The organism is Kitasatospora sp. NPDC036993 (assembly GCF_055607525.1).
The window spans coordinates 562440-587494 of record NZ_JBVJRP010000003.1; the positions used below are offsets into that span (position 1 = coordinate 562440).

The 25055-nt window shown below is 73.7% G+C and carries 27 protein-coding genes; 4 read left to right on the forward strand and 23 right to left on the reverse strand.

Annotation, left to right across the window (positions count from 1 at the left end; translation table 11 throughout):
* Nucleotides 1–20 precede the first annotated feature (20 nt).
* Together ACZ7C5_RS08780 and ACZ7C5_RS08785 are read right to left on the reverse strand one after the other, a co-directional pair.
* Entirely contained in the window at nt 21–647 is a 627-nt protein-coding gene (locus tag ACZ7C5_RS08780; protein WP_401087632.1) for a response regulator transcription factor, read from the reverse strand.
* Nucleotides 644–1849, reverse strand: coding sequence for a sensor histidine kinase (locus ACZ7C5_RS08785; protein ID WP_401087634.1), 1206 nt, complete (start codon nt 1847–1849; stop codon nt 644–646). Before ACZ7C5_RS08785 ends, ACZ7C5_RS08780 begins: the two co-directional genes overlap by 4 nt.
* Before the next feature lie 163 nt (nt 1850–2012).
* Between ACZ7C5_RS08785 and ACZ7C5_RS08790 the strand changes: the two genes are divergently transcribed.
* Nucleotides 2013–3089 (forward strand): ABC transporter permease, encoded by a 1077-nt coding sequence (locus tag ACZ7C5_RS08790; protein ID WP_401087636.1) that lies wholly within the window; start codon nt 2013–2015, stop codon nt 3087–3089.
* Complete coding sequence (locus tag ACZ7C5_RS08795) at nt 3086–3769, forward strand: ABC transporter ATP-binding protein (protein WP_188295829.1); 684 nt, start codon at nt 3086–3088, stop codon at nt 3767–3769. Before ACZ7C5_RS08790 ends, ACZ7C5_RS08795 begins: the two co-directional genes overlap by 4 nt.
* Before the next feature lies 1 nt (nt 3770).
* Here the strand turns inward: ACZ7C5_RS08795 and ACZ7C5_RS08800 are convergent, their stop codons facing one another.
* From ACZ7C5_RS08800 to ACZ7C5_RS08810, 3 genes are all read right to left on the reverse strand, one after another.
* Nucleotides 3771–4367, reverse strand: a complete 597-nt coding sequence (locus tag ACZ7C5_RS08800; protein WP_470322302.1) for a Uma2 family endonuclease — start codon at nt 4365–4367, stop codon at nt 3771–3773.
* 93 nt (nt 4368–4460) lie between these two features.
* Nucleotides 4461–5177 carry a GntR family transcriptional regulator gene (locus ACZ7C5_RS08805; RefSeq protein ID WP_401087640.1) on the reverse strand — a complete coding sequence of 239 codons (717 nt, stop codon included), beginning with the start codon at nt 5175–5177 and terminating at the stop codon, nt 4461–4463.
* 181 nt (nt 5178–5358) lie between these two features.
* The gene (locus tag ACZ7C5_RS08810) at nt 5359–6240 is read right to left on the reverse strand and encodes an NAD(P)-dependent oxidoreductase (protein ID WP_470322303.1); all 882 of its coding nucleotides are present in this window, start codon (nt 6238–6240) and stop codon (nt 5359–5361) included.
* 216 nt (nt 6241–6456) lie between these two features.
* Between ACZ7C5_RS08810 and ACZ7C5_RS08815 the strand changes: the two genes are divergently transcribed.
* Complete coding sequence (locus ACZ7C5_RS08815) at nt 6457–7014, forward strand: TetR/AcrR family transcriptional regulator (protein ID WP_470322323.1); 558 nt, start codon at nt 6457–6459, stop codon at nt 7012–7014.
* A 129-nt stretch (nt 7015–7143) separates the two neighbouring features.
* On the forward strand, nt 7144–7473 hold the full coding sequence (locus ACZ7C5_RS08820; protein WP_401087644.1) for a hypothetical protein: 330 nt from the start codon (nt 7144–7146) through the stop codon (nt 7471–7473).
* 15 nt (nt 7474–7488) lie between these two features.
* Here the strand turns inward: ACZ7C5_RS08820 and ACZ7C5_RS08825 are convergent, their stop codons facing one another.
* From ACZ7C5_RS08825 to pafA, 18 genes are all read right to left on the reverse strand, one after another.
* Nucleotides 7489–8421: an ornithine cyclodeaminase family protein gene (locus ACZ7C5_RS08825; protein ID WP_401087646.1), complete on the reverse strand. Its 933-nt coding sequence runs from the start codon at nt 8419–8421 to the stop codon at nt 7489–7491.
* Nucleotides 8418–9446: a proline racemase family protein gene (locus ACZ7C5_RS08830; RefSeq protein WP_401087648.1), complete on the reverse strand. Its 1029-nt coding sequence runs from the start codon at nt 9444–9446 to the stop codon at nt 8418–8420. Before ACZ7C5_RS08830 ends, ACZ7C5_RS08825 begins: the two co-directional genes overlap by 4 nt.
* Complete coding sequence (locus tag ACZ7C5_RS08835; RefSeq protein WP_401087650.1) at nt 9446–10801, reverse strand: aldehyde dehydrogenase family protein; 1356 nt, start codon at nt 10799–10801, stop codon at nt 9446–9448. The genes ACZ7C5_RS08830 and ACZ7C5_RS08835 overlap by 1 nt, the downstream gene beginning before the upstream one ends.
* 50 nt (nt 10802–10851) lie before the next feature.
* Entirely contained in the window at nt 10852–11856 is a 1005-nt protein-coding gene (locus ACZ7C5_RS08840; protein ID WP_401087652.1) for a proline racemase family protein, read from the reverse strand.
* A gap of 103 nt (nt 11857–11959) precedes the next feature.
* The gene (locus ACZ7C5_RS08845) at nt 11960–12823 is read right to left on the reverse strand and encodes a dihydrodipicolinate synthase family protein (protein WP_401087754.1); all 864 of its coding nucleotides are present in this window, start codon (nt 12821–12823) and stop codon (nt 11960–11962) included.
* 185 nt (nt 12824–13008) lie between these two features.
* Nucleotides 13009–14415, reverse strand: a complete 1407-nt coding sequence (locus ACZ7C5_RS08850) for an FAD-dependent oxidoreductase (RefSeq protein ID WP_470322304.1) — start codon at nt 14413–14415, stop codon at nt 13009–13011.
* Nucleotides 14396–14713, reverse strand: a complete 318-nt coding sequence (locus ACZ7C5_RS08855; protein ID WP_401087655.1) for a (2Fe-2S)-binding protein — start codon at nt 14711–14713, stop codon at nt 14396–14398. Before ACZ7C5_RS08855 ends, ACZ7C5_RS08850 begins: the two co-directional genes overlap by 20 nt.
* A gap of 137 nt (nt 14714–14850) precedes the next feature.
* Nucleotides 14851–16011, reverse strand: a complete 1161-nt coding sequence (locus ACZ7C5_RS08860; RefSeq protein WP_401087657.1) for an NAD(P)/FAD-dependent oxidoreductase — start codon at nt 16009–16011, stop codon at nt 14851–14853.
* 198 nt (nt 16012–16209) lie between these two features.
* Nucleotides 16210–17103 (reverse strand): twin-arginine translocase subunit TatC, encoded by an 894-nt coding sequence (tatC, locus tag ACZ7C5_RS08865; protein WP_401087756.1) that lies wholly within the window; start codon nt 17101–17103, stop codon nt 16210–16212.
* Nucleotides 17104–17266: 163 nt separating this feature from the next.
* Nucleotides 17267–17566: a Sec-independent protein translocase subunit TatA gene (gene tatA, locus ACZ7C5_RS08870; RefSeq protein ID WP_401087659.1), complete on the reverse strand. Its 300-nt coding sequence runs from the start codon at nt 17564–17566 to the stop codon at nt 17267–17269.
* A gap of 191 nt (nt 17567–17757) precedes the next feature.
* A complete protein-coding gene (locus ACZ7C5_RS08875) occupies nt 17758–17970 on the reverse strand; it encodes a hypothetical protein (RefSeq protein ID WP_401087661.1) in 213 nt (70 codons plus the stop codon).
* A 66-nt stretch (nt 17971–18036) separates the two neighbouring features.
* Nucleotides 18037–18243, reverse strand: a complete 207-nt coding sequence (locus ACZ7C5_RS08880; protein ID WP_380699046.1) for a hypothetical protein — start codon at nt 18241–18243, stop codon at nt 18037–18039.
* A gap of 27 nt (nt 18244–18270) precedes the next feature.
* Nucleotides 18271–19197, reverse strand: a complete 927-nt coding sequence (locus ACZ7C5_RS08885) for a helix-turn-helix transcriptional regulator (RefSeq protein ID WP_188299097.1) — start codon at nt 19195–19197, stop codon at nt 18271–18273.
* A 26-nt stretch (nt 19198–19223) separates the two neighbouring features.
* Nucleotides 19224–20198 (reverse strand): helix-turn-helix transcriptional regulator, encoded by a 975-nt coding sequence (locus ACZ7C5_RS08890; protein WP_401087663.1) that lies wholly within the window; start codon nt 20196–20198, stop codon nt 19224–19226.
* Nucleotides 20199–20397: 199 nt separating this feature from the next.
* Nucleotides 20398–20769, reverse strand: coding sequence for an FKBP-type peptidyl-prolyl cis-trans isomerase (locus ACZ7C5_RS08895; RefSeq protein ID WP_401087758.1), 372 nt, complete (start codon nt 20767–20769; stop codon nt 20398–20400).
* A gap of 179 nt (nt 20770–20948) precedes the next feature.
* Nucleotides 20949–22259, reverse strand: a complete 1311-nt coding sequence (locus ACZ7C5_RS08900) for an FKBP-type peptidyl-prolyl cis-trans isomerase (protein WP_188299090.1) — start codon at nt 22257–22259, stop codon at nt 20949–20951.
* A 203-nt stretch (nt 22260–22462) separates the two neighbouring features.
* Complete coding sequence (locus ACZ7C5_RS08905; RefSeq protein WP_470322305.1) at nt 22463–23452, reverse strand: FKBP-type peptidyl-prolyl cis-trans isomerase; 990 nt, start codon at nt 23450–23452, stop codon at nt 22463–22465.
* Between the two features lie 178 nt (nt 23453–23630).
* Entirely contained in the window at nt 23631–24992 is a 1362-nt protein-coding gene (gene pafA, locus ACZ7C5_RS08910) for a Pup--protein ligase (RefSeq protein ID WP_188299088.1), read from the reverse strand.
* Nucleotides 24993–25055 lie beyond the last annotated feature (63 nt).

Consider the following 25055-nt stretch of genomic DNA (forward strand, 5'->3'; position numbering starts at 1 on the left):
TGAACACCCTCACCCTACGCTCAGCGGATCAGCCCCCGCCGCCGCGCCTCGCGCACCGCCGACGTACGCGAGTCCACCCCCAACTTGGTGTAGATGTGCACCAGATGGGACTTCACCGTGGCCTGGCTCAGGTGCAGCCGCTGACTGATCTGCTGGTTGGCCAGCCCGTCCGCGACCAGCCCCAGCACCTCGGTCTCCCGCGCGCTGAGCGCCGCCGCCGGCGTCCGCATCCGTTCCAGCAGCCGGTCCGCCACGCTGGACGCCAGCGCGCTGCGCCCGGCCGCGGCGGCCCGGACGGCCTGCGCCAGCTCCTCCGGCGGCGCGTCCTTCAGCAGGTAGCCGGTGGCGCCCGCCTCCAGGGCCGGGAGGGTGTCCGCGTCGGTGTCGTACGTGGTGACGACCAGCACCCGCGGCGCGCCCGCCCTGGCGGTGATCGCCGCGGTGGCCTGCGCCCCGTTCATCGCCGATCCCGGACCGAACTGGAGGTCCATCAGCACCACGTCCACACCCGGCTCCGCGGCCAGTTCGACGGCCCGCTCGGCGGTGGCCGCCTCCGCCACGATGGCGAAGTCCGGCTCGCACTCCAGCACCGCCCGCAGCCCGGCCCGCACCACCGGGTGGTCGTCCGCGATCAGCAGCCGGATCACTGGCCGGCCTCCGGAGCGACCGGCAGCTGCACCGCCACCGTCGTCCCCTCCCCGGGCGCCGACTCCACCGTGAAGCCGCCGCCGAGCGCCCGGGCCCTGGCCCGCATCGAGGGCAGCCCGAACCCGCCGTCCCCGCCGGTGCGGCCGGCGACCGCCGCCGGGTCGAACCCGGCCCCGTCGTCGTACACGTCCAACGCCACCTCGCCCTCCATGTAGCTGAGTGTCACCTCGGCCCGCGAGGCCCCCGCGTGCCGGACGGTGTTGCCGAGCGCCGACTGCGCGATCCGCAGCAGCGCGACCTCCTGCGCGGCCGGCAGCCGGAACGGATCGCCGGAGAGGTGCAGGTGGACGGGCAGCGCGCCGTGCGCCGTCGTGGTCGCGCACAGCCGCTCCAGCGCGACCGGCAGCGGATCGCCGTCCAGCGCGGGCGGGGTGAGCGCCCGGACGAACCGGCGGGCCTCGTCCAGGTTGTCCTGGGCGGCCTGCCGCGCCTGCTCGACGTACCCGCCGGCGGCCTCGGTGCGCTCCGGCAGGGCCCGCTGGGCGGCGCGCAGCAGCAGCTGGATGGAGCTGAGGCCCTGCGCGAGGGTGTCGTGGATCTCCCGGGCGAGCCGCTCGCGCTCGGCGAGCACCCCGGCCGCGTGGTGGGCGGCGGCGGCGTCGGCGCGGGCGGCGGTCAGCTCGTCGATCAGCCGCCGGCGCTCCTCGCTCTCCCGGTACAGCGCCTGGTAGCCGAGCACGGTGGCGGTGGCGACGGCCGCGCCGAGCGCGGGCCCGATCGACGCGGCGAAGCCAAAGCTGTGCTGGTGCCAGGACCAGGCCGCGATCGACGCGGCGGCGGTCAGCCCGACGGCCACCAGCCCGGCGCGCCGCCCCAGCAGGTGCAGCTCCAGGAAGTACAGCGGGAACGCCAGCCAGACGCCGTCCTGGGTGGCGACCAGCACGCCCGCCCAGGTGACGCCGAGCAGCGCCAGCCAGAGCGCGGCCGCCCGGCGCGAGCGGCGCACGGAGGCCAGCTGCGGCCCGACCGCGTAGACGGCGGCCATGGCGGTGGCCGCGGCGGCGACGGCGGACGGATCGCCGCCCCGGTCGACGAGGACGGCACGGGCGACGGCGAGCGCGAGCAGGCCCGCCACGAGCAGGTGCAGGCAGACCTGGAGGACGCGGGCGACGGGGGTGGTTCTGAGTCGTTCGGTCGCCATCCGTCCAGCCTAGGTTCCGTGCCCGCACCCGGCATCAATCAAAAGGTTGAACTCGGCCTCTGCCCTTTGATGCCCAGGATGCAATCCCCGGCGCGATGCCCGCGGGCCCGCCGATCCGGGACGGTGGAAGAGTCGAAAGCACCTGTGCAGAGGAAGGCTCACTGTGTTCGTCGCCTGGAGGGACCTGAGGTTCGCCAAGGGGCGGTTCGCCCTGATGGGGACCGTCATCGTACTGATCACCGTCCTGGTCGGCCTGTTGTCCGGGCTCACCGCCGGGCTCGGCCGGCAGAACATCTCCGCGATCACCGGCCTGCCCGCCGACCACCTGGTGTTCGGCAAGCCGGCCGACGGGCAGAAGCTCTCCTTCACCGACTCCCAGGTCACCCCCGAGCAGTGGCAGGCCTGGGCCCACGAGCCCGGCGTCACCTCCGCCCAGCCGCTCGGCATCACCACCACCAAGGCCGCCGCGGGCAAGCGCACCACCGCGCTCTCCGCCTTCGGCGTCCCCGAGGGCTCGGACCTGGCCCCGCGGGGCACCCGGGTCGCCCCCGGCCAGGCGGTGCTGTCCAGGACCGCCGCCGAGAACCTGGGCGGCCTCGCCCCCGGCGCCGACTTCACCCTGGCCGGGCACCCGCTGCGGGTCGCCGCCGTCGAGGGCGACGCCGCGTACAGCCACACCCCGGTGATCTGGACCAGCCTCGGCGACTGGCAGCAGGCCGCCCCCGGCGGCGCCGGCCACGCCACCGTCATCGCGCTCGACACCGCGAAGGGCGCCGACCTGGCCGCCGCCGACGCCCGCCACGGCACCGAGACCCGCACCCGCGACGACGCCCTCACCGCGATCGGCTCCTACACCTCGGAGAACGGCTCCCTCCAGCTGATGCGCGGCTTCCTGTTCGCCATCTCGGCCCTGGTGATCGGCGCGTTCTTCACTGTCTGGACGATCCAGCGCAGCGGCGACATCGCCGTCCTCAAGGCCCTCGGCGCCTCCACCCGCTACCTGCTGCGCGACGCCCTCGGCCAGGCCGTCCTGCTGCTGGTGCTCGGCACCCTGCTGGGCACCGCGGTCGCGGCCGGCCTCGGCGCGCTGATCGGCTCCGCCGTCCCGTTCGTGCTGGACGCCCCGACCGTCCTGCTGCCCGCCGTCGTCATGATCGCCCTCGGCGCGATCGGCGCGGCCCTGTCCATCCGCCGGATCACCTCCGTCGACCCGCTGACCGCCCTGGGGAGTGCCCGATGAGTTTGGCCCTCGACCGCATCACCCTGACCTACCCGGACGGCGACGGCCGGCTCACCGCCCTGGACGACGTCTCGCTGACCGTCCCCAAGGGCTCGCTGACCGCCGTCGTCGGCCCCTCCGGCTCCGGCAAGTCCAGCCTGCTGGCGGTCGCCGCCACCCTGATCACCCCGGACTCCGGCCGGGTGGTCGTCGACGGCACCGACACCACGGGCCTCAGCCGGGCCGAACTCACCGCGCTGCGCCGCACCAGGATCGGCGTCGTGTTCCAGCAGGCCAACCTGCTGCCCTCGCTCACCGCCGTGGAGCAACTCCAGGTGATGGCCCACCTGGACGGCCGCTCCCCGCGCAGCGCCCTCCCCCGCGCCCTGGAGCTCCTGGACGCCGTCGGCCTGCGCGACCAGGCCGCCCGCCGTCCGCACCAGCTCTCCGGCGGCCAGCGCCAGCGGGTCAACATCGCCCGCGCCCTGATGAACGACCCCACCGTGCTGCTGGTGGACGAACCCACCAGCGCCCTGGACCACGAACGCGGCGCCGCCGTCCTCGACCTGATCACCGACCTGACCCACCGCCGGGCCACCGCCACCGTCCTGGTCACCCACGACCGCACCCACCTGACGGCCGTCGACCAGGTCGCCGAGGTCCACGACGGCCGGCTGACGGTGCCCGCGGCGGCGGTCTGAACTACTTCTTCGCCGTCAGCACGTCGTCCACCGAGAGCGTCACCGACGCGCCGATCGACTCCGGCAGTGTGAAGGACTGCCCGGGGTGGTGGACGGCGTGCACCCGGTACTCGCCGTCCTTGGGGTCGGTCAGGACCATCACGCGCTGGTTCGTCCGGTCCACGATCAGGTAGACGGGCACCCCGGCCGTCGCGTAGGCGGCGGGCTTCTTCTTCAGGTCGTCACTGAAGTTGGAGGAGGTCACCTCCGCCACGAGGCGAAAGGCCGCCGGGTCGTAGCAGTTGTACTCGATCAGCAGGTCGTCACTGTTCGCGTCGAGGATGGCCAGATCGGGCACCGCGTAGTCGGACGGGCCGCCCGGCAGCCAGATGCCCACGTTCTGCAGGACCTCTGCTTCGTCGTCGTCGAGACCCGCGGCGAAGAACAAGCGCATGAGCTTGGTCAGCGATCGACCGTGCTTGATGTCCGGCGGCGGCGTCACGGTGATCTGGCTCCCGACGATCTCGACCCGGTAGCCGGGAAACTGCTGCGAGATCAGCTCCGCGGCTTCGAGCAGCGTCGGCTGCTCCCTGGGCTCTTCCACTGCTGCGGCGGACATGGATTTCCTCCTGGCTGCCGATGTCGAGACCATCATCGTAGGACCCGGACACCCTCCGACGCCCGATCCTCAACCATCACCCGAACGAGCGGTTCAGCCGTGCCGGGCCCCGAGTCGCAGGGCCGAGGGCTCCGGCTCGGCCGGCTTCTCCTCGCCGGCCCACAGCGACCGGACGTGGCTGAGGTGGCGGGTCATGCAGGCCTCGGCCCCGGCCGCGTCGCCGGCGATCATCAGGTCCAGCAGCTCCAGGTGCTCCTCCGCCGAGGAGACCAGCTCGCCGCGCTCGTCCAGCCGGTTGAGGCCGTACAGCCGCGAGCGCTTGCGCAGGTCGCCGACCACCTCGACCAGCCGCGTGTTGCCGGCCAGTCCCAGGACGTCCAGGTGGAACTGGCGGTCGGCCTCCAGGTAGCCGATCAGGTCGTGCTTGCGGGCCGCCGCGACGATCGCCTCGGCCTGCGGGCGCAGCCGCTCCAGCTGATCCTTGGTGGCCGTGCGCGCGACCTGGCCGACGGTCGGGACCTCGATCAGGGCGCGGATCTCGGTGTAGTCGTCCAGGTCGCGGTCGGTCAGCTCGGTGACCCGGAAGCCCTTGTTGCGGACGGCCTCGACCAGGCCCTCGCGGGCGAGGTCGAGCATGGCCTCGCGGACCGGGGTCGCGGAGACACCGAAGTCGGCGGCGAGGGCGGGTGCGGAGTAGACCATGCCGGGGCGCAGTTCACCGGAGATCAGGGCCGCCCGGAGTGCGTGGGCGACCTGGTCGCGAAGCCGCTCCTGTACGGAGATCAGGGTGCGGGATTTGAGGTCGGACATGGTGTTCCTCCGGGTGGGTGCAGAACACCAGCGTACAATGTCACGTTACGTTGCGTGCGCGTCCGTCAGCGATTCGAACACCCGCCACCCGAGCCCCTCGTGGCGTCGAACGCCATGGTGACAGCGGCCGTCGGCCGTGACAACGGCCGACGGCACACGATCTTCCGCTTGACACGGACGGCTACGCCCCGCGGAGCCGTCCGACCAGCGCGCTCAGGCCGGCCGCGCCGTCACCACCCTCCACGCCCCGACGGACCAGCTCCGCCAGGACGGCCGGCAGCGCGCCGTCCACCCCGGAGTCCTCCGCGGTGTGCCGGACGTGCTCGATGCTCGCCAGCGCCATCGCCAGCCGGTCGACGTCCCCGCGGTGGTCGCCCGCGGTGATCCGCGGCGCGTAGAACTCGATCAGCCGCGGCACCAGCGAGGCGGTGGCGACGGCGTGCGGCCGGAACTCCTCGGCCGGGATCCCGTTGGCCTCGGCGACGGCCGTGGCATGCAGGTAGCCGAGCATCGAGGACCAGAACAGGTCCATCTGGATCTGGTAGTACAACTGCGCCAGCCCGGGGTCGTCGCCCCGGTAGTCGGCTCCGGTGAGCACCTCCAGGGCGGCCCGGTGCCGCCGGAACAGCTCGACCGGCCCACTGTAGAAGGTGGACGACTCGGAGCTGCCGATGCCGGACGGCGGCACCTGCACCCCACCGGTCAGGTGCCCGGCCCCGCGCTCGGCCAGCCAGCGGGCGGCCTCGCGGGCGCGCTCCGGGGTGTCCGAGCTGAGGTTCGCGACCACCTTCCCGTCCAGCACCGGCTCCACCGCCTTCAGCACCTCGAAGACCGCGTCGTAGTCGGTGAGGCTGAGCACCACCAGGTCGTTCGCCGCGACCGCCGCCTCCACGCCGGCCGCCACCACCGCGCCCCGGGCGACCAGTTCCCCGGCCCGACCGGCCGACCGGTTCCACACCGTGACGGCGTACCCGGCGTCCAGGAACGCCCCGGCCATGGCCTGCCCCATCGGACCGAGCCCGATCACCGTCACGGACCGCTGCGCCTGCTGCTCCACGGACATGCGTCTCCCCCTCACTCTGGAACGAACGCTCTATTCAGAGCACCGGGGCCGACGCTAGCACAGGACTGGAACGAACGCTCTACTCAGCACCTCGGCTAGAATCACGGCGTGAAGACGCCCGAGAAGACGCCCGAGAAGACCTCCGCGACGGGCGCCGCGAAGAACGGGGCGAAAAACGGCGCGACGGGCGCCGCGAAGCCCGGCACCCGCGAGCGGATCGTCCGGGCCACCTCCCGGCTGCTGCAACGCCAGGGGTACGAGGGCACCGGGATCAAGCAGATCTCCCGAGAGGCCGAGGCCACCCTCGGCTCCGTCTACCACTTCTTCCCGGGCGGCAAGCAGGAGTTGGCCGCCGAGGCGATCCGGCACGGGGACGAGGAGTTCGCCGTCCTGCTGCGCGCCGGGCTCGACTCCTCGCCGGATCTGGGCGAGTCGCTGGCTTCCTGTACGCGGCTGCTCGCCGAGGAGTTGCGCGCCTCCGACTGGCAGGACGGCTGTCCGATCACCACCACCGCGCTGGAGACGGTCGGCCGGGTGCCGGTGATCGAGGAGGCCGTCGCCGAGGCCTTCGACAACTGGCGGGCCATCGTGGCGCAGCGGCTGCGCACCGCCGGCATCGGCGAGGAGGACGCCGTCGAGCTGGCCGGCACGGTGATCAACGCCCTGGAGGGCGCCGAGCTGTCCGCCCAGGTCGCCCGCAGCGAGCAGCCGCTGCTGGTCACCGGCAGGCACCTGGCCCGGCTGCTCGCCGGCTACACCGACGACCGGGCCTGACCGGGCCTGCCCTCGCCTGCCCGGGCCTGCCCGCCACCGGAAAACGTGAGGAGCCGGCGCAGCGGGGGATCCCTTCCCGCTGCACCGGCTCCGGCTCCACAACTCCCGACCACAGCCAGGAGTAACGACATGGCGATCGACATCGCGCTGTACGACGGCCACCCGAACGGCGGACGCCGTACCAGCCCCAGGATGCTGCACCTGTCGAGCCCGGGCGAGGCCCTCACCATCGCCCTGGCCCGGCACACCGATCCGGCCCGCCACCGGCTCGGCCGGATCGACCCCTACGGGGACACCCTGTTCGACGAGCAGGAGGCGGGCGCGGCCTTCGAGGAGGCCACCGCCCTGCTCGCCCGCTGCACTACCGAGGCCGAGCGGGCGGCCGTCCGCGAACTGCGGAACCTGCTCGCCGAGTGCGCGGCGACCCCGGGAAGCCGGCTCGAGTTCCTGGGCGACTGAGCGGACGCCGGACGGCTACTGCTGCCGGTACACCTCCGCCGCGACGGCCAGGTCCTCCCAGGCCATCCCGACGCTCTTGAAGAACCGCGGCCGCCCGTCCGGCACCAGCGCGTCACCGCGCACCAGTTCGGCGAGGTTCCACAGCTGCCGCCCGGCCACGCCGGCCATCAGCAGGTCCCCGGCCTCCCGGGCCGCGACCGTACGCGCCTCCACGTACAGCTCGGCCCGCCGGACCAGCATTTCGTCGACCTCGCGGGCGTCCGGCTCGTGCGAGCCGACCGCCGCCACCGCTGCGTGCGCCGGCACCAGCGCACCGTCGAACAGCGGCGTGCGCGCGGTGGTGCAGCAGACCACCAGGTCCGCGTCGCGGACCGCCTCCGGCCCGCCGGCCTCGGCCGTCAGCCCGAGCCCCCGCCCGTACGCCGCCAGCGCCTGCGCCCGCTCGGCGTTGCGCGCCACCACGGTGAGCCGGCGTAGCGGCCGGACGGCGAGCAGCGCGTCCAGGTGCCCGTAGGCCTGGGGTCCTGAGCCGAACAGCACCAGGTGCTCCGCGTCCGGCACCGCGAGGCGCCGCAGCGCGGCCGCGGTGACGGCGGGCGTGCGCAGCGCGGTGAGCGCGGCGCCGTCCAGCAGGGCGAGCGGTTGCAGGGTGGGCCCGTCCAGCAGCAGGTAGCTGCCGGTGATCCGGGGCAGCCCCCGCTCCGGGTTGGCGGGTGCCACCCCGGCGATCTTCACGCCCGCGTACCGCCCGGCGGCGGCCGGCATCAGCAGCAGTTCTCCGGCGGGTACCGGCACGGCCGACCGGGCGGGTGCCGCTTCCGGGTCGAACCCGTCCAGCAGCACCCGCTCGATCGCCCCCACCGCACCGGTCGGCCCGACGCCGCCGGTTCCCGCCACGGCGTACTGGAGCGGCACAATTGCCGTGCCGGGCTTTGCGGTTGGACTCACAGCAGGAACCCCGTTCCCAGCTCGTCGCCCGGCTCCAGCACGAAGCCGTGCTCGCCGGTGCGGAAGGCCGTCCCGCCGACCTCGGTGACCACGCCCTCGCCCCGCGGGTCGCCGCCCGGGAGGACCCGGCCGCTGAAGACCGTGCCGATGACCGACTCGTGGCGCAGCGGCTCGCCGGGGGCCAGCCGCCCCTCGGCGGCGAGCACCGCGAGCCGGGCCGAGGTGCCGGAGCCGCAGGGCGAGCGGTCGATCTGCCCGTCCGCGAAGACGGTGACGTTCCGCTGGTACAGCACCCCGTCCTCGGACGGCAGTTCGTCGTGCAGGATGACCCCGTACACGCCCGAGAGGCGGGGGTCGGTCGGGTGCGCGACCGCCTCGGACCCGGCCAGCGCCGCCCTGATCTCCCGTCCCACGGCGGTGAGTTCGGCCAGCTTCCCCGGCTCCACGGCGAGCCCGAAGGCCGCGGCGGGCACCGAGGCGTAGCAGGCGCCGGAGTGCGCCACGGCGACCTCCACGGTGCCGTGCGAGGTGCGCACCGGCAGCTTCAGCGCGGTCACCCGGCTGGGCACGTTGCGGAAGGTCACCCCGGTGGTCCGGCCACCGGCCCGGTGCACCAGCGCGGTGACCCGGCCGGAGGGGACGTCGATCCTGACCCGTGCCACGCCGTCCTCGGGGGCCGTCACCAGTCCGGAGTCCACGGCCCAGGCGCCGAGCGCGATGGTGCCGTGCCCGCACGCGGTGGAGTAGCCGTCCTTGTGCCAGAACAGCACGCCGAGGTGCGCCTCGTCGTCGTCCGGCGGCACCAGGAAGCCGCCGTACATCCCGGCGTGGCCGCGCGGCTCGCGGCTGAGCAGCTGCCGGATCTCGTCCAGGGCGCTGGGCCGGGGCGCGGTCGCGCTGCCGCCCGCGCCGAGGGCGATGGCGCGGCGTTCGGCGACGGTGTCGCCGGGGATCGGCGGCACGCCGTCCAGCACGATCCGGAACGGCTCGCCGGCCGTGTGGTAGTCGACGGTGCGGACGAACATCAGAGGGCACCTCCCGGCAGCACGCTGACGGTCCGGCTGACGGTGTAGAAGTCCAGGGCGGCCTGGCCCTGTTCGCGGTCGCCGTGGCTCGCGCCCTTGGCCCCGCCGAAGGGCAGGTGGAAGTCGACGCCGCTGGACGGGGCGTTGACCCGGATCATGCCCGCGTCCAGCCGGTCGGCGGCGGCCAGCGCCACGTCCAGGCTGCGGGTGTGCACCGAGGTGGCGAGGCTGTGCGGGGTGTCGTTGGCGAGCGCGACGGCCTCGTCCAGGTCTGCCGCGGCGTGCAGCACCGCGATCGGGCCGAAGAACTCCTCGCTCGCCAGCGGGTGTCCGGCCGGCACCTCGGCGAGCAGGGTCGGCTCGACGTACCAGCCGGCCCGCTCGGGCACCCGGCCGCCGGTGAGCACGCTCGCCCCGGCCTCGACGGCCGAGGAGACGGCGCCGGTCAGGCGCTCCCGCGCGGCGGCGTTGATCACCGGTCCGCACACCGCGTCGTCGACCGCCGCCAGCGCCTTGACCAGCGCCTCGCGCAGCGGCTCGTACGCGGCGCCGACCGCGATCACCCGGCTGGTGGCGGTGCACTTCTGCCCGGCGTACCCGGCGACGGCCGCGGCGATGTGCCCGGCGGCCTGCGCGATGTCGGCGTCCGGCAGCACCAGCGCGGCGTTCAGCCCGCCGAGTTCGGCCTGCACCGGCACGCCGCGCTCGGTGGCGGCCCGCACCACGGCCCGGCCGACGCCGGTCGAGCCGGTGAAGGAGACCACGTCGGTGGAGTCCACCAGCGCGGTGCCCTCCTCGGCGCCGCCGGGCAACACGGTGAACACGTCCTCGGGCAGCCCGGCCAGCTCCGCCAGCCGCAGCGCGCAGGCCGTCGCCTCGGGGGCGGGCTTGAGCACCACGGCGTTGCCGACGGCGAGCGCCGGGGCGGCCTTCCAGGTCGGGATCGCCAGCGGGAAGTTCCACGGCGTGATCAGCCCGGCCACCCCGTACGGGCGGCGCCTGGTGAGCAGCAGCCCCGGCCCGGCGGCGGTCTCGTGCACAGCCCCGGACGGCGCGTACGGCGCCTGCGCGTAGTAGCGCCAGATCGCCGCCGTACGGGCGACCTCGCCGAGCGCCTCGGCGAGCGGCTTGCCGACCTCGCGCACGATCAGCGCGGCCAGCTCGTGGGCGTGCGCCTCCACGGCGTCCGCGATCCGGCCGAGCGCCGCCGACCGGGCGCCCGCGCCGGCGGCGAGCCAGTCGCGCTGCGCCGACCGGGCCCGCCCGACGGCGGCCCGCACGGCCTCGGCTCCTGGCTCCTCGACGGCGACCACGAGGTCGTCCGGATCGGCGGGGTTGTACGAGGTGATGGTCACAGCCAGCAGCCCTTCGGGGGGAGGTACGAGAACGAAGGAGGTAGGGGAGGTCAGAGCAGGAAGCCCGCCGGGAACGGGTCGCTCGGGTCGAGGAAGTACTGGGCGGTGCCCGTGACCCAGGCCCGCCCGGTGACGGTGGGCACCACCGCGGGCCGGCCGGCCACCTCGGTCTCCTCGACGAGCCGACCCGTGAAGGTGGTCCCGATGAAGGAGTCGTTGCGGAAGTCCCGCCCGAGCGGCAGTTCGCCGCGCGCGTGCAGCTGGGCCATCCGCGCCGAGGTGCCGGTGCCGCAGGGCGAGCGGTCGAACCAGCCGGGGTGGATGGCCATCGCGTGCCGGGAGTGTTCGGCGGTGGAGCCGGGGGCGAGCAGCTGGACGTGGTGGCAGCTGTGGATGGACGGGTCCTCCGGGTGCACCGGCCGGTCCTGGCTCGCGTTGATCGCGTCCATCATCGCCAGGCCGGCGTCCATGATGTCCTGCTTGCGCTCGCGTTCGAAGGGCAGTCCGAACTCGGCGAGCGGCAGGATGGCGTAGAAGTTGCCGCCGTACGCGAGGTCGTAGTTCACCGTGCCGTGGCCGGGCACCTCGATCTTGCGGTCCAGGGCGACCGAGTAGGCCGGCACGTTGCGGATGGTCACCGCCTTGGCGGCGCCGTCCTCGACCCGCACCTCGGCGACCACGAGTCCGGCCGGGGTGTCCAGCCGGACGGTGGTGACCGGCTCGACCACCGGCACCATCCCGGTCTCGACCAGCACGGTGGCGACCCCGATGGTGCCGTGGCCGCACATCGGCAGCAGTCCGGAGACCTCGATGTAGAGCACCCCGAAGTCGGCGTCCGGCCGGGTCGGCGGCTGGAGGATCGCGCCGCTCATCGCCGCGTGGCCGCGCGGCTCGTACATCAGCAGGGTGCGGAAGTGGTCCAGGTGCTGCTGGAAGTGCACCCGGCGCTCGGCCATGGTGGCGCCGGGGATGACGCCGAAGCCGCCGGTGATCACCCGGGTCGGCATGCCCTCGGTGTGCGAGTCGACGGCATGGAACACGTGACGGCTGCGCATGGGTCACAACTCCCGTACAGGTTCGGATGGTCGGCAGGACAGGCCCGCGGGGCCAGGCCGGCTGCCGCCGCAGCCGGCCTGGCGGTCCCGAAGCGGGCGGGGCTCAGAGGTGGCCGTCGGCCAGCGCCTTCTCGGTGGCCGCGCGGACGGCCGCCTCGATCTCCGGGGCGAGCGGCCCGCGCGGGGCGCGGACCGGGCCGCCGGGGCGCCCGGCGATGTCCATGGAGAGCTTGATGGCCTGGACGAACTCGGTCTTGGAGTCCCAGCGCAGCAGCGAGTGCAGCGACTTGTAGAGCGGCAGCGCGCTCTCCAGGTCCTTGGAGACGGCCGCGTCGTAGAGCGCCACCGAGGCGGCCGGCAGCGCGTTCGGGTAGCCGGCGATCCAGCCGACCGCACCCGCGAGCGCCAGCTCCAGCAGCACGTCGTCGGCGCCGATCAGCAGGTCCAGCCCGGGGGCCAGCTCGGCGATCTCGTACGCCCGGCGGACGTCGCCGCTGAACTCCTTGACCGCGACGATCGAGCCCTCGGCGTGCAGCTGGGCGAGCAGCGCGGGGACGAGGTCGACCTTGGTGTCGATCGGGTTGTTGTACGCCACGATCGGCAGGCCCGCCTTGGCGACCTCGGCGTAGTGGGCGCGCACCGAGGCGTGGTCGGCCCGGAAGGCGTTCGGCGGCAGCAGCAGGACGGAGCCGGCACCGGCCTCGGCGGCCTGCTCGGCCCAGCGGCGGGACTCGGCGCTGCCGTAGGCGGCCACGCCCGGCATGACCCGGGAGCCGTCACCGGCCGCCTCGACGGCGACCTCGACGACCTTGGCGCGCTCCTCGGCGGTGAGCGTCTGGTACTCGCCGAGCGAGCCGTTGGGGACGACGCCCTCGCAGCCGGAGTCGATCAGCCAGCGGACGTGCTCGGCGTAGGCGTCGTAGTCGACGGACTGGTCCGGGCGCAGCGGAAGCGTGGTGGCGACCATGATGCCGCGCCAGGGACGGGTGGTGTCGTGCTGGGTGATGGACACATGAGCTCCTAGATGAGGTGTGACATTTTACTAGAGTGGACGGGCCGGAGACAAGGTCCCCGGCCCGCCCTTCGACGGCGAGCCCAGGGGCGTGTCCGACGATTCCCGCCGGGTGCGCGACGCGAACTGCCGGACGCGCCCTACACCTCCGGGGTCGGCCCCGCCGCCAGCTGGGAGAGCGGCACCGGGCAGCCCAGCGGCCGCCGGTCCGGTGACGGCTCACCCGGGCCGGCCAGGCAGGCCACGGCCGGACCGCACATCCGGCCCTGACACCAGCCCATCCCGGCCCGGGTGAGCAGCTTGACGGTGCGCGGATCGCCCGCGCCCAACTCCTCGACGGCCTCCCTGATCGCCGCCACCGGCACCTCCTCGCACCGGCAGACGTCGGTGTCGGGACGCAGCCAGCCGGTCCAGCCCTGGCCCGGCCGGTGGGCCGCGGCCATCAGCCCGGCGAAGGCCCGCAGCCGCGAGCGGCGGCGCAGCAGCACGGCCGCCGGCTGCCTCCCGGCCACCGCGTGCGCGGCCAGCTCGCCCTCGGCGATCGCGAGGTCGGCGCCGCCGACGCCGTTGGTCTCCCCCGCCGACCAGAGGCCGGGCACACTGGTGCGCAGCCGGGCGTCGACCTCCAGCGCGACCGCGCCGTCCGGCCCGGTGAGGGTCCGCGCACCCAGCTCGGTGGCCAGGTCGATCTGCGGGAGCAGTCCGTGGCCGACGGCGAGCGCGTCGCACTCGATCCGCCGCTCCGTGCCGGGCCGCGGCCGCCAGTCGGCGTCCAGTCCGGCCACCGTGACTCCGGTGACCCGGTCCGCCCCGTGCGCCTCGACCACCGCGCTGCGCGGCCGCAGCCGGACGCCGTGGCGCAGCAGCGCACGGCCGTGCCCGGCGCCCTCGACCAGCTTGCCGGGCACGCCCGCCAGCACGCCGGGGCGCCGCAGGTACCCGAGGTAGGCGGTGGCCTCGACCACCGCGGGCACCTCGGCCCCCGCGGTGACCAGCGAGGAGGCCGCCGCGAGCAGCAGCGGGCCGCTCCCGGCCACCACGATCCGCTTCCCCGGCAGCACCAGCCCGGCCTTGAGCATGGCCTGGGCGCCGCCCGCGGTGACCACCCCGGGCAGGGTCCAGCCGGGGAACGGCAGCTGCCGCTCGTACGCGCCGGTGGCGAGCAGCACCGCCCGGGACCGGACGGTGGCCCGGTCGGTGCTCCCGGGACCGCGGGTGACGTGCACCGCGAAGCCGTCCCCGGTGCGCTCCAGCGCCCAGACCTGGTGTCCGGCCAGGAAGGCGGCCCGCTCGGCGTCCTCGTGCGCGGCGAGCCGCTCGGCCAGGCCGGTGTAGACGTACCAGTGGTGGTGCAGCCGGTCCGGCCTGGCCGCGCCGAGGCCCGGCGCCGGGTGGCGGTAGTACTGCCCGCCGGTGCTCGGCCCGCCGTCCAGCAGGACGCAGCGCAGCCCGAGGTCGGCGGCGGTGACGGCGGCGGCGAGCCCGGCCGGGCCCGAACCGACCACCGCGAGGTCGTACAGCGGGGAGTCAGACGGCGAGGTCGGCACGGCCGTGGCCCTCCTGGGTGGTGACGGTGGTGCCGGGCTCGGCGGGGATCAGGCAGGTGCGCTGGTTGGGGCGGCCGTCCACGGTGGCCAGGCAGTCGAAGCAGGCGCCGATCCCGCAGAACGCCCCGCGCGGCCTGCCGCCGACCCTGGTGGTGCGCCAGGCGAGCACGCCGTCGGCCCAGAGCGCGGCGGCGACCGACTGCCCGGGCAGCGCGGGGACGGGCCGCCCGTCGAACTCGATGTGGTGGGCGGGCCCGGGCTCGGCCTCGACCAGCCCGGCGGGGGTGCGGCGGCGCATCGGCGGCTTCTCCAATCCAGGACGGAATCTCATATGTGGGCGGTGTCGGGCGTTCGGCAGGTCTCGGGCGCAGCCATTCAGGCGGTCGCGGGAGCCTGCTCGGGCTCTCGCGGGAGCCTGCTCAGGCGGTCGCGCTGTCACCCGGACGGGAAGCGGTCCGCCCGGAACGGCGCGAGGTCCGGCTCCGGCCGTTTGCCGGTGAGCTGCTCGCTGATCAGCAGCCCGGTCGCCGGGGCCAGCCCGATGCCGGCCCCCTCGTGCCCGCAGGCGTGGTACAGCCCGGGCACCCTGGGGTCCTCGCCGATGGCCGGCAGGTGGTCCGGAAGGTACGGCCGGAAGCCCCGGTAGGTGCGCATCACCGTGACACCGGCGAGCACCGGGAAGAGCCCCGCGGCCTGGGCGGCGAGCCGGCTCAGCACCTCCTGGGAGAGCGTGCGGTCGAAGCCGACCCGCTCCCGGCTGGCGCCGATCAGCACCGGCCCGCCCGGGGTGCCCTCGATCACGGCGGAGGTCTCCAGCCCGGCCGAGCCGCTGGCCACGTTGGCCACGTAGTCGGCGGAGTAGACCTTGTGCCGGACTACCCGCGGCAGCGGCTCGGTGACCAGCACGAAGCCGCGCCGGGGCAGCACCGGCAGGTGCACGCCGGCCAGTGCGGCCAGCTCGCCGCCCCAGGTGCCGGCCGCGTTCACCACGGCGGGGGCGGCCAGCCGGCGCCGGTCGGTCCGCACGCCGCGCACGACGCCGTCCGGCCCCCGGTCGACGGCGGTGACGCTCTCCCCGGTGAACAGCGCGGCGCCCATCCGGCGGGCCTCGCGCAGCAGGTGGGCGGCGGCGAGGGCGGGCTGGACCTGGGCGTCCTGCGGGTAGTGGAAGCCTCCGGCCAGGCCCTCGGCGAGGTGCGGTTCCAGCTCGCGCAGCCGCTCGCCGGGCACCTCCTCGGCCTCGACCCCGACCTCCCGCTGCCCGGCGGCGAAGGCGCGCAGCGCGTCCTGCCCGGCGGCGGTCGAGGCGACGACCACCCCGCCCTTGGGCTCGTACTCGATCGCCGGGCCGATCAGCTCGGCGAGTTCCCGCCAGAGCCGGGTGCTGAGCAGGGCGAGGTCGAGTTCCGGGCCCGGCTCCTTGTCGGAGACCAGCAGGTTGCCCTCGCCCGCGCCGGTGGTGCCGCCGGCCACCGGCCCGCGGTCCACGACGGCGACGGCGAGCCCGGCGCGGGCGGCGTAGTAGGCGCAGGCGGCGCCGACCACGCCGGCGCCGACCACGACGACGTCCAGGGGAGGTCTTTCGGTCTTCAGCACACCAGTAATATGTCACATGCCATGCAAGCTGCCAAGACCACCCGCCGAAACCCGCGAACCCCCCGACCAGCGGAAAGTCCGGATCGGCAGCCGGGGCCTGGCCATGCCGGGGCGGGGCAGTACCGGGGCCCGGGCAGCGAAGAGCCCCGGCCCACCGCTCGGCGGCGGCGGACCGGGGCTCCCTCAGGGCCGGCCGGCTCAGGTGATGTCGTCCATCTCCTCACGGCGGGACGCCGGCACGGCCGCACCGGCCGCCGGGGCCGCCGAGGCCTGGACGTTCTCCGCGCCCGACACCGGCTGCACCGAGAGGTCCAGCTGCGAGGCCTCCTCGTCGTCCAGCCCGGCGTCCGGGTTGCGGCGGGCCTTGCGCTTGTCGTTGAAGATCGCGATCGCCACCGCGATGAAGTACAGCGCCCAGATCGGCGCGGCCAGCGCGAGCATGCTCAGCGGGTCGGCGCTCGGCGTGGCGAAGGCGGCGAACACCGTGATGCCCATGACCATGCCGCGCCACCAGCCCAGCAGCCGCTTGCCGGTGACCATGCCGATGACGTTCAGCATCACCAGCAGCAGCGGGAACTCGAAGGCGAGGCCGAAGACCAGCACCATCCGGGTGGCGATGTCGAAGTAGTCCTCGGGCGGCAGGATCGGCGTGGTGTTGTTCGGGGTGAACGAGATCAGCACGTCGACCGTGGTCGGCAGCACCAGGATGGCCACGGCCACACCGGCCAGGAACAGCGGCGTCCCGCAGAGCAGGAAGACGACCGTGTACTTCTTCTCGTGCCGGTGCAGACCGGGCGCCACGAAGGCCCAGACCTGGTAGAGCCAGATCGGCACGGTCCCGACCACGCCGGCCGTCAGGGCCACCTTGAGCATCCAGGTGAAGCCGGAGGTCAGACCGATGTTGGAGACCTGGGCGCACTTGCCGTGGTAGTGCTCGGCCAGCTCCTTGGTGTCGCACCGCGGCAGCGGCTTCAGGAGGAAGTCCTCCAGCTGCTTGTGGTAGATCGCCGCCACGATGGTGATCAGCACGATCGCCAGGACCGACTTGACCACGCGGTTGCGCAGTTCCCTCAGGTGGTCGGCGAGGGCCATCCGCCCCTCAGGATCCTTTGACGTCTTCGACGCCTTGGAGAGCTTGCTCAACCCCGGTCCTCAACTCGTGCGTCGGGGCCCGCCGGTCGACGGGCCTCCGTGGTCGCGTGCGTCGCGCACGCCGGACGTGCGACGCGCGTCAGGCGCGTCACGTGCCCCGCGCTCAGTGCGGGCGGTCGCCGTCGGGTGCGGAGGCCCCGGCGGCGGGCTCGGTCACCGGACGGGCCGTGGCCGACGCGCCCGGAGCGGACTGGACGGCCCTGCCCGCGGTGCCGGCCACCGGCGCCGGAGCCGGAGCGGCCTGCGGCTCGGACTCGCCGTCCGAACGCATCGCCTGGGCCTCGCTCTTCAGGATCCGCATCGACTTGCCCAGCGAGCGCGCCAGGTCCGGCAGCCGCTTGGCTCCGAACAGCACGATGGCGAGAACCACGATCACCACGATCGCAGTCATCGAGATGCGCATGCGCGACCACCTTCAGTCATGGCGGCCCGACGGGCCGTCCGCTGCGGATGGTAACCGCTGCGGATGACGCCACGACGACGGCCGCCCGAACGGGACAGCGGCCCCCGGTACGCGGTTCAGGAGCCACTTGAGAGCGTAACCCGCCCCCACCCGCTCGCAGCAGTCCCCGTACCCCCGCGGTTCCCGCCGTGCTATGCGGCCGGGGCGCTGTGCTCCGCAGCCCGGTCGCCTCCGCCGGGCACCGCGTCCGCCAGGTCCTCGGCCGCCACGGCCAGCGCCCGCGCGGCCCGGTCCACGCCCTCGGCGAGCGCCCGTACGTCCAGCCAGAGCCGGATCGCGAGGACCCCGAGGACCAGCAGGCCCGCGGTGGCGAGCAGGACGGCGGCGACGAGCATCCAGGACATGCGCCCCACCCTATACGGGGGCCGGTCCCCCGCCGGGACGAGCGCCGGCCCCCGCCGGGACGGGCGTCAGCCCTCCGCCGGCACGAGCCGCATGGTGCGCACCCCGGCCCCGGTGAGCGCCTCGACGATCTTCTCCCCGGCCGGCTTGCGCACCGCCGCCCCGCACCGCGGGCAACCGAAGCTGTAGTGCGCCTGGGCCGGGGTGCGACCGAGGGTCAGCCGGAACTCCTCGGCCGGGAGCTCGACCTTCTCCCGGCACTCGGAGCAGTACACCTTGAATCTGGTCCCGGGTTCCACCGCTCAGGCCCGCCCCTCCCCGTAGGCGGCCAGCGCCTCCCGCGCGGCCGAGCGCGCCTGCTCGGCCGGCTCCGGCGGCGAGACGATCCGGCCGTCCCGGCCCAGCCGCAGCGCCAGCGGGCGCAGCTGGGAGGGGTCGGCGCTGCGCATGGTGATCCGCAGGCCGCCGTCCGGCAGCTCCTCGGCCCGGTCGTGGGTGTAGTACTCGGCCACCCAGCGCCCGCCGGAGGAGACCTCGACCACCACCTCGGGGTCGTCCGCCGCCGGGTTGACCAGCCCGCCGCTCAGGTCGCGCGGCTCGCGCCGGGGCGGGTCGGCCGGGACGTCCAGGACGCGGATCTCGGCGACCCGGTCGAGGCGGAACATCCGGTGGTCCTCGGAGGTGCGGCACCACGCCTCGAGGTAGGTGTGGCCCTCGGTGAGCAGCCGGATCGGGTCGACCTCGCGCTCGGTCATCCCGCCGCGCCCGTGCGAGTAGTAGCGCAGCCAGAGCCGGCGGCCCTCGCTGAGCGCCCGGTCGATGTCGGCGAAGACGTGGCTCTCCGCCTCGAAGGTCACCCCGACCCTGGCGCTGCCCTCGGCGCTCTCCCCCGCCGCGTTCTCGATCTTGGCGACGGCCCGGGTGAGCGCCTCCCGGTCCCCGGCCCGCAGGCCGGGCAGCCCGGCCACCGCACGGGCGGCCACCAGCAGCGCGGTCGCCTCGTCGGCGGCCAGCCGCAGCGGCTGGGCCACGTCGTCGACGTTGTGCCACCAGATCCGCTCGCCGTCGGTGTCGATGTCGAGCAGGTCACCGCCGCGGAAGCTGGTGCCGCACATCGGCAGCACGTTGAGGTCCCCGATCAGCTCGCGCTCGCTGATCCCGAACGCCCTGGCCACCTCGGCGACCTCGGCCCCGGGCCGCTCGCGCAGGTAGGTGACCAGCGACAGCATCCGTCGCGTCTGGTCGATGGCGTTGCTCACGCGCGTTCTCCCTCGATACCCGCGACCGCCCGCAGCCGGTCGATCACATCCGCCCGCAGCTCCTCCGGCCCGAGCACCAGCACGTCGGGCCCGAACTCCGCCAGGTCGGCGCCCAGCCCGTTCCCGTACGGGATCTCCAGCTCGTCCCAGACCTCGTCCACCCGCGAGCTGCTCAGCGCCTTGGTGCGCAGCGGGAAGCCGGCGCCCCGGCGGACCCGGACGGTCGCGCTGGCGGTGGCCCCCTCGCCGGCGAACTTCGCCACGGTGGCCCGGACGTCCACGTGCTCGGGAACGGTGCCGACGAAGGCCCCGGGCTTCGTCTTCACCCGGCCGGTGATCCGGCTGAGCCGGAACACCCTGGCGTCGCCCCGGTCGCGGTCGTACCCGGCCAGGTACCAGTGCCCGCGCCAGCACTCCAGCGCCCACGGCTCCACGCTGCGCTGCTCGACGGCGGCGGCACCGGCCTTGCGGTACTCGAAGGTGACCGGACGGCGGTCCCGGGCGGCGGTGAGCAGCGGCTCGAACGCGGCCTCCCGAGCGGGGATGCGCGGCTCCAGGGCGGTCCGGCCCTCGGCCTCGGTGAACGGCACCCCTGCCGCGCGCAGCTTCTGCAGGGCGCCGCTGGCCGCGCCGGACATCTTGGCCTGCTGCCAGACCCTGGCGGCCAGGGTCAGCGCGGCCGCCTCCTCGGCGTCCAGGGCGATCTCGGGCAGCCGGTTGCGGTCGGCGCGGGCCAGGTAGCCGAGTTCGCCGTCCAGGGTGCTCTCGTCGACGTCGATCACCAGACCGAGCTCGCGCAGATCGTCCTTGTCCCGCTCGAACATCCGGTTGAAGGCGTCCTCGCTGCCGTTCTGCCAGGCCTCGCGGTACGCCTCGACGGATTCCCGCAGCTCCTTCTTGGAGAGCGGACGTCTGGTGTTCATCAGGCACAGGGCGAGATTCATCAGCCGCTCTGCCTTGGCGATCGCCATCGCTGACCCTTCCGGTGTGCCGCGCCGCGCGCGGGGTGCGCCAACCGGGCGATCACCACCCGGCGGGACCGACCGTACCGGTAGCGGTACGCACGGCAAAAGCGGCCTCCCGCACCTCCTGCCCGCGCCGGGCCGTTCCGGCCCGGACAGGCCCGTGGGCCGGGCCCCCCGAGGGGTCCGGCCCACGGTCTCGGCAGGCTCAGACGCCCAGCAGGTCGACCACGAAGATCAGGGTCGAGTGCGGCGGGATCGCCGAGGTCGGCGACTGGGCGCCGTACGCCAGGTGCGACGGGATGGTCAGCTCGCGACGGCCGCCCACCTTCATGCCGACGACGCCCTGGTCCCAGCCCTTGATGACACGGCCGCCGCCCAGCGGGAACTTGAACTCGTTGGGGCTCCGGTTCCAGCTCGCGTCGAACTCCTCACCGGTCTCGAAGGTCACGCCGACGTAGCGGACCTTGACGACCTGGCCCGACTTGGCCTCCGCGCCGTCACCGACGACGATGTCGCGGATCTGCAGCTCCTTCGGAGCGTCACCGATCGGGAAGTCGATCTCGGGCTTCTCGTTCAGGTTCACGGTCCCTCTTCTCACGTTCGCTTGCATTCACGACCAAGCGGCGGGCGCCCGCACCCGGTCCGACCGGACGACCGTCCGGGCAGACCACCGTACGGGCACCCGCCGCCCGTCCGAGTCCGGCCACGCGGCCGGACCCGAAGGTCACACGTCCACCATTGTCACCCGAAAGTGGATCAGCCCTGACCGGCGTCCAGGATGTCCACCACGAAGACGAGCGCCGCGCCCGGCGGGATGTCGCCCTGGCCCTTGTCGCCGTAGCCCAGCGCGGCCGGGATCACCAGCTCGACCCGGCTGCCGACCGTCTGGCCCTCCAGGCCCTGGTCCCAGCCCGCGATGACCTGGCTGCCGCCCACCGGGAAGGTGAACGCCTGGCCCTTGCTGAGCGAGGAGTCGAACACCTTGCCGCTGGAGAACAGCGCGCCGGTGTACTGGACGACGACCTTCTCGCCCTTCTCCACCTTCGGGCCGGTGCCCTTGATCAGGACGTGCGACTTCAGCTCGGTCGGGTCCTTCGCCCCGGCGACCGGGGTGATCTCGGCCGGCTTCTTGCCGTTGTCCTTGACCTGCGGGAAGTCCGCCGGCGGCGGGGTGACGGTACCGCTCACCACGGCGTCGGGCGCGGTGCTGTTGCGGACGTCGATCACGAAGATCAGGTCGTCCTTGGCCCCGATCGACATGTCGGGCTTGCCCTGGGAGCCGAAGGCGGCGGCCGGCGGGGCCACCACCAGCAGCCGGCTGCCGGCCTTCTTCCCGACCACGGCCTGGTCCAGCGCCGGGATCAGCGCGTCGGTGCCGGCCTGGAAGATCTGCCGCTTGTTCCCGGAGTCGTACGAGCTCGGGATGTCCTTGCCGGTGTTCCAGTCCTTGGCGGTGTAGTCCACCGAGGCCCAGGAGTTCTTCTCCACCTTGGGGCCGTTGCCCTCGGACAGCACCTTCACCACGAAGGAGCCGTCGGAGGGCTCGCCCGGCACCTGGATCTCGGCCTTCGCGCCGAAGTCGCCGGTGACCGTCGGCAGCACCTTGGCGCTGTCCTTGATCGGCGGCACCGGATCGGCGGTCGGCGTGGGCGGCGCGGTGGTGGAGTCCGGCTTGGCCGCCGCGGTGTCCTTGCCGTCGTCCTTGTTCACCACGTAGAGCGTGATGCCGCTGCCGACCAGCAGCAGGGCCAGCACCGTGCCGAGGACCACGCCCAGCTTGCCGACGCCGGGCGGGTTCTCGTCGTACCCGGCCTCCGAGGTGTCGGCCTTGCGCACGTTGGAGGCGAAGATCTGCGGGGCGTCGTCCGTCTTGGTCCCGCCCGCGGGGCGCGGCGCCTCGCCGGGCTGCGCCCAGCCGGCCTGCTGCGCCAGGATCGCCGGCGGAACGACGATCGACTCGCGGTCCCCGCCGACCTGACCGCCGGGACGGGAGGCGGCCGGGTCACCCGCAGAGCTGTCGTTCGCCGCGGTACCGGCCCCGCCCGGGCTCGGCGTCTTCTCAGTCATGACTCCCCATCCATCTCGCCACGAGGTCTTCCAGGTCTGCGCCCGGCGTGGGCACGCCGGCTGCGGTCGCACCGCCCGCCCAGGACCTTCGGCACCGGGCGGCGCCTGCCACAGTGCGTGGGCAGTATGACAGCTCAGGATGAGGGCGGACGCTACGTTGTACGAGCGTCCGCCCAAGCGTACGGAATCCCCCTGAGATCTTCCTAGACCGCTTCCAGGATGTCGATCACGAAGACCAGGGTCGAGTTCGCCGGCACCGAGCCCTGCGCCTTGTCCTGGTAACCGAGCGCGGGCGGCACCACCAGCAGGACCCGGCTGCCGACGTTCTGCCCGACCAGCCCCTTGTCCCAGCCCTCGATCACGCTGCCGGTGCCGATCTGCACCGCCTGCGCGCCTCCGTGCGTCCAGGAGGCGTCGAACTGCTGGCCGTCGGCCCACAGCACCCCGGTGTACTGCACCACCAGGGTCTGTCCGCTCTTGACCTGCTTGCCCTCGCCCTTGATCAGCACCGCCTGCTGGAGGTCGGTGGGCGCGGCCTGCCCGGCCGGGATCGTGATCGTCGCGGCCGCCTTGCCGTTGTCCTTGACCTGCGGCATCGTCGCGGCCGGCTCGGTCATGTTCCCGGTCAGCGTGGAGTCCGGCGGCAGGCTCTCCATGATGTCCAGCACGAACACCACGGTGTCGCCCTTGTTGACGCCCAGCTGGCCGGAGCCCTGCTCGCCGAAGGCCGCCGCCGGCGGGGCCACCACCAGCAGCCGGTTGCCCACCTTCTTGCCGATCACGCTCTGGTCCAGCGCCGGCACCAGCTGCCCGCTGCCGGCCTGGTACAGCTGCGGCTTGCCGTTGGCGTCGTACGAGCTGGGCAGGTCCTTGCCGGTGGTCCAGTCCTTGGCGGTGTAGTTGACCGTCACCCAGTCGCCCTTGCCGACGGTCGCGCGCTCGCCCTCGCTGACCGTGTTCACCACGAACTGGCCGCTGGGCTGCTGGCCCTCGGGAATGGTGATGGTGGCCTTGCTCCCGAACCCGCCACCCGAAAGAGTGGGCATCGGCGACGCCTCGGCGACCGGCGCCGGCACCGTCGGGGCGGCACTCGCCGAGGACGGTGTCGCCGGGCCGGCTGCCTTGGGCGAGCTGCCGCAGGCGACCGCGAGCAGCAGCGGCAGGGTGAGAAGCAAACCGGCGGTGCGGCGCACGGTGGTCCTAACTGTCGGTCGAAGTCGTCTCTCCTGACTCGACGGACAGCGTATGCCCGGCACGCGTCCGGCCCCGGTAGACACCACCGGGGCCGGCTCCAGGGTCTTGATCATGGCGTCGTGATCACGGACTCGGTCACACCACGCGTTCACACGGCTCGCTCGCGCCGCCGCGCGGTCACATCCCCGCGATCAGCTTCTCCACCCGCTCGTCCACCGAACGGAACGGGTCCTTGCACAGCACCGTGCGCTGCGCCTGGTCGTTCAGCTTCAGGTGCACCCAGTCCACCGTGAAGTCCCGGCGCTGCTCCTGCGCCCGGCGGATGAAGTCCCCGCGCAGCCGCGCCCTGGTGGTCTGCGGCGGGATCGACTTGGCCTCGAAGGTCTTGAGGTCGGTGGTCACCCGCTGCGCCTGGTTCTTGCCCTGGAGCAGGTAGAACAGGCCGCGGCGGCGGTGGATGTCGTGGTACGCGAGGTCGATCTGGGCCACCCGCGGGTTGGACATGCTCATCTGGTGCTTCTCGCGGTAGCGCTCGATGAGCTTGTACTTCATGATCCAGTCGATCTCGGTGGCCACCCCGTCCAGCCGCTCGGACCGCACGGCCTCCAGGGTGCGGCCCCAGAGGTCGAGCACCCGGGCGACGGTGCCGGTGTTGATGCCCTTGCGGTCCGCGAACTCCAGGGCCTTGGTGTAGTACTCCTCCTGGATGTCCAGCGCGCTGGCCTCGCGGCCGTTGGCCAGCCGCACCTGGTGGGTGCCGGTGAGGTCGTGGCTGACCTCGCGGATCGCCCGGATCGGGTTCTCCAGGGTGAGGTCGCGCATCACCACGCCGGCCTCGATCAGCCGCAGCACCAGGTCGGTGGAGCCGACCTTGAGCAGCGTGGTGGTCTCCGACATGTTGGAGTCGCCGACGATCACGTGCAGCCGGCGGTAGCGTTCGGCGTCCGCGTGCGGCTCGTCCCTGGTGTTGATGATCGGGCGCGAGCGGGTGGTGGCCGAGCTGACGCCCTCCCAGATGTGCTCGGCCCGCTGGCTGACGCAGAACACCGCGCCGCGCGGGGTCTGGAGCACCTTGCCCGCGCCGCAGATCAGCTGCCGGGTGACCAGGAACGGGATCAGCACGTCGGCCAGCCGGGAGAACTCGCCGTGCCGGGCCACGCAGTAGTTCTCGTGGCAGCCGTAGGAGTTCCCGGCCGAGTCGGTGTTGTTCTTGAAGAGGTAGACGTCCCCCGCGATGCCCTCCTCGTGCAGCCGCCGCTCGGCGTCCACCAGGAGTCCTTCGAGGATGCGCTCGCCCGCCTTGTCGTGCGTCACCAGCTCGACGACGTCGTCGCACTCGGGGGTTGCGTACTCGGGGTGGGAGCCGACGTCGAGGTACAGGCGGGCGCCGTTGCGCAGGAAGACGTTGCTGCTGCGGCCCCAGGAGACGACCCGGCGGAACAGGTACCGCGCCACCTCGTCCGGTGACAGCCGTCGCTGCCCGCGGAACGTACAGGTCACGCCGTACTCGTTCTCCAGCCCGAAAATCCGGCGGTCCATGAGCACTCCATTCTCTGTCGGAGCTGTCCGAAACCGCCTCCACGACGACTGGGCCGCCGCAGG

What these genes read in the sequence shown, in the direction of transcription:
- ACZ7C5_RS08845 (WP_401087754.1), bottom strand. Translation starts at nt 12,823, where the DNA reads ATGGTCGCCACCACGCTTCCGCTGCGCCCGGACCAGTCCGTCGACTAC.
- ACZ7C5_RS08840 (WP_401087652.1), bottom strand. Translation starts at nt 11,856, where the DNA reads ATGCGCAGCCGTCACGTGTTCCATGCCGTCGACTCGCACACCGAGGGC.
- ACZ7C5_RS08795 (WP_188295829.1), top strand. Translation starts at nt 3,086, where the DNA reads ATGAGTTTGGCCCTCGACCGCATCACCCTGACCTACCCGGACGGCGAC.
- ACZ7C5_RS08890 (WP_401087663.1), bottom strand. Translation starts at nt 20,198, where the DNA reads ATGGCGATCGCCAAGGCAGAGCGGCTGATGAATCTCGCCCTGTGCCTG.
- ACZ7C5_RS08805 (WP_401087640.1), bottom strand. Translation starts at nt 5,177, where the DNA reads ATGTCCGACCTCAAATCCCGCACCCTGATCTCCGTACAGGAGCGGCTT.
- tatC (WP_401087756.1), bottom strand. Translation starts at nt 17,103, where the DNA reads ATGGCCCTCGCCGACCACCTGAGGGAACTGCGCAACCGCGTGGTCAAG.
- ACZ7C5_RS08820 (WP_401087644.1), top strand. Translation starts at nt 7,144, where the DNA reads ATGGCGATCGACATCGCGCTGTACGACGGCCACCCGAACGGCGGACGC.
- ACZ7C5_RS08810 (WP_470322303.1), bottom strand. Translation starts at nt 6,240, where the DNA reads ATGTCCGTGGAGCAGCAGGCGCAGCGGTCCGTGACGGTGATCGGGCTC.
- ACZ7C5_RS08785 (WP_401087634.1), bottom strand. Translation starts at nt 1,849, where the DNA reads ATGGCGACCGAACGACTCAGAACCACCCCCGTCGCCCGCGTCCTCCAG.
- ACZ7C5_RS08830 (WP_401087648.1), bottom strand. Translation starts at nt 9,446, where the DNA reads ATGTTCGTCCGCACCGTCGACTACCACACGGCCGGCGAGCCGTTCCGG.
- pafA (WP_188299088.1), bottom strand. Translation starts at nt 24,992, where the DNA reads ATGGACCGCCGGATTTTCGGGCTGGAGAACGAGTACGGCGTGACCTGT.
- ACZ7C5_RS08855 (WP_401087655.1), bottom strand. Translation starts at nt 14,713, where the DNA reads ATGCGCCGCCGCACCCCCGCCGGGCTGGTCGAGGCCGAGCCCGGGCCC.
- ACZ7C5_RS08885 (WP_188299097.1), bottom strand. Translation starts at nt 19,197, where the DNA reads ATGCTGTCGCTGGTCACCTACCTGCGCGAGCGGCCCGGGGCCGAGGTC.
- ACZ7C5_RS08900 (WP_188299090.1), bottom strand. Translation starts at nt 22,259, where the DNA reads ATGACTGAGAAGACGCCGAGCCCGGGCGGGGCCGGTACCGCGGCGAAC.
- tatA (WP_401087659.1), bottom strand. Translation starts at nt 17,566, where the DNA reads ATGCGCATCTCGATGACTGCGATCGTGGTGATCGTGGTTCTCGCCATC.
- ACZ7C5_RS08875 (WP_401087661.1), bottom strand. Translation starts at nt 17,970, where the DNA reads ATGTCCTGGATGCTCGTCGCCGCCGTCCTGCTCGCCACCGCGGGCCTG.
- ACZ7C5_RS08800 (WP_470322302.1), bottom strand. Translation starts at nt 4,367, where the DNA reads ATGTCCGCCGCAGCAGTGGAAGAGCCCAGGGAGCAGCCGACGCTGCTC.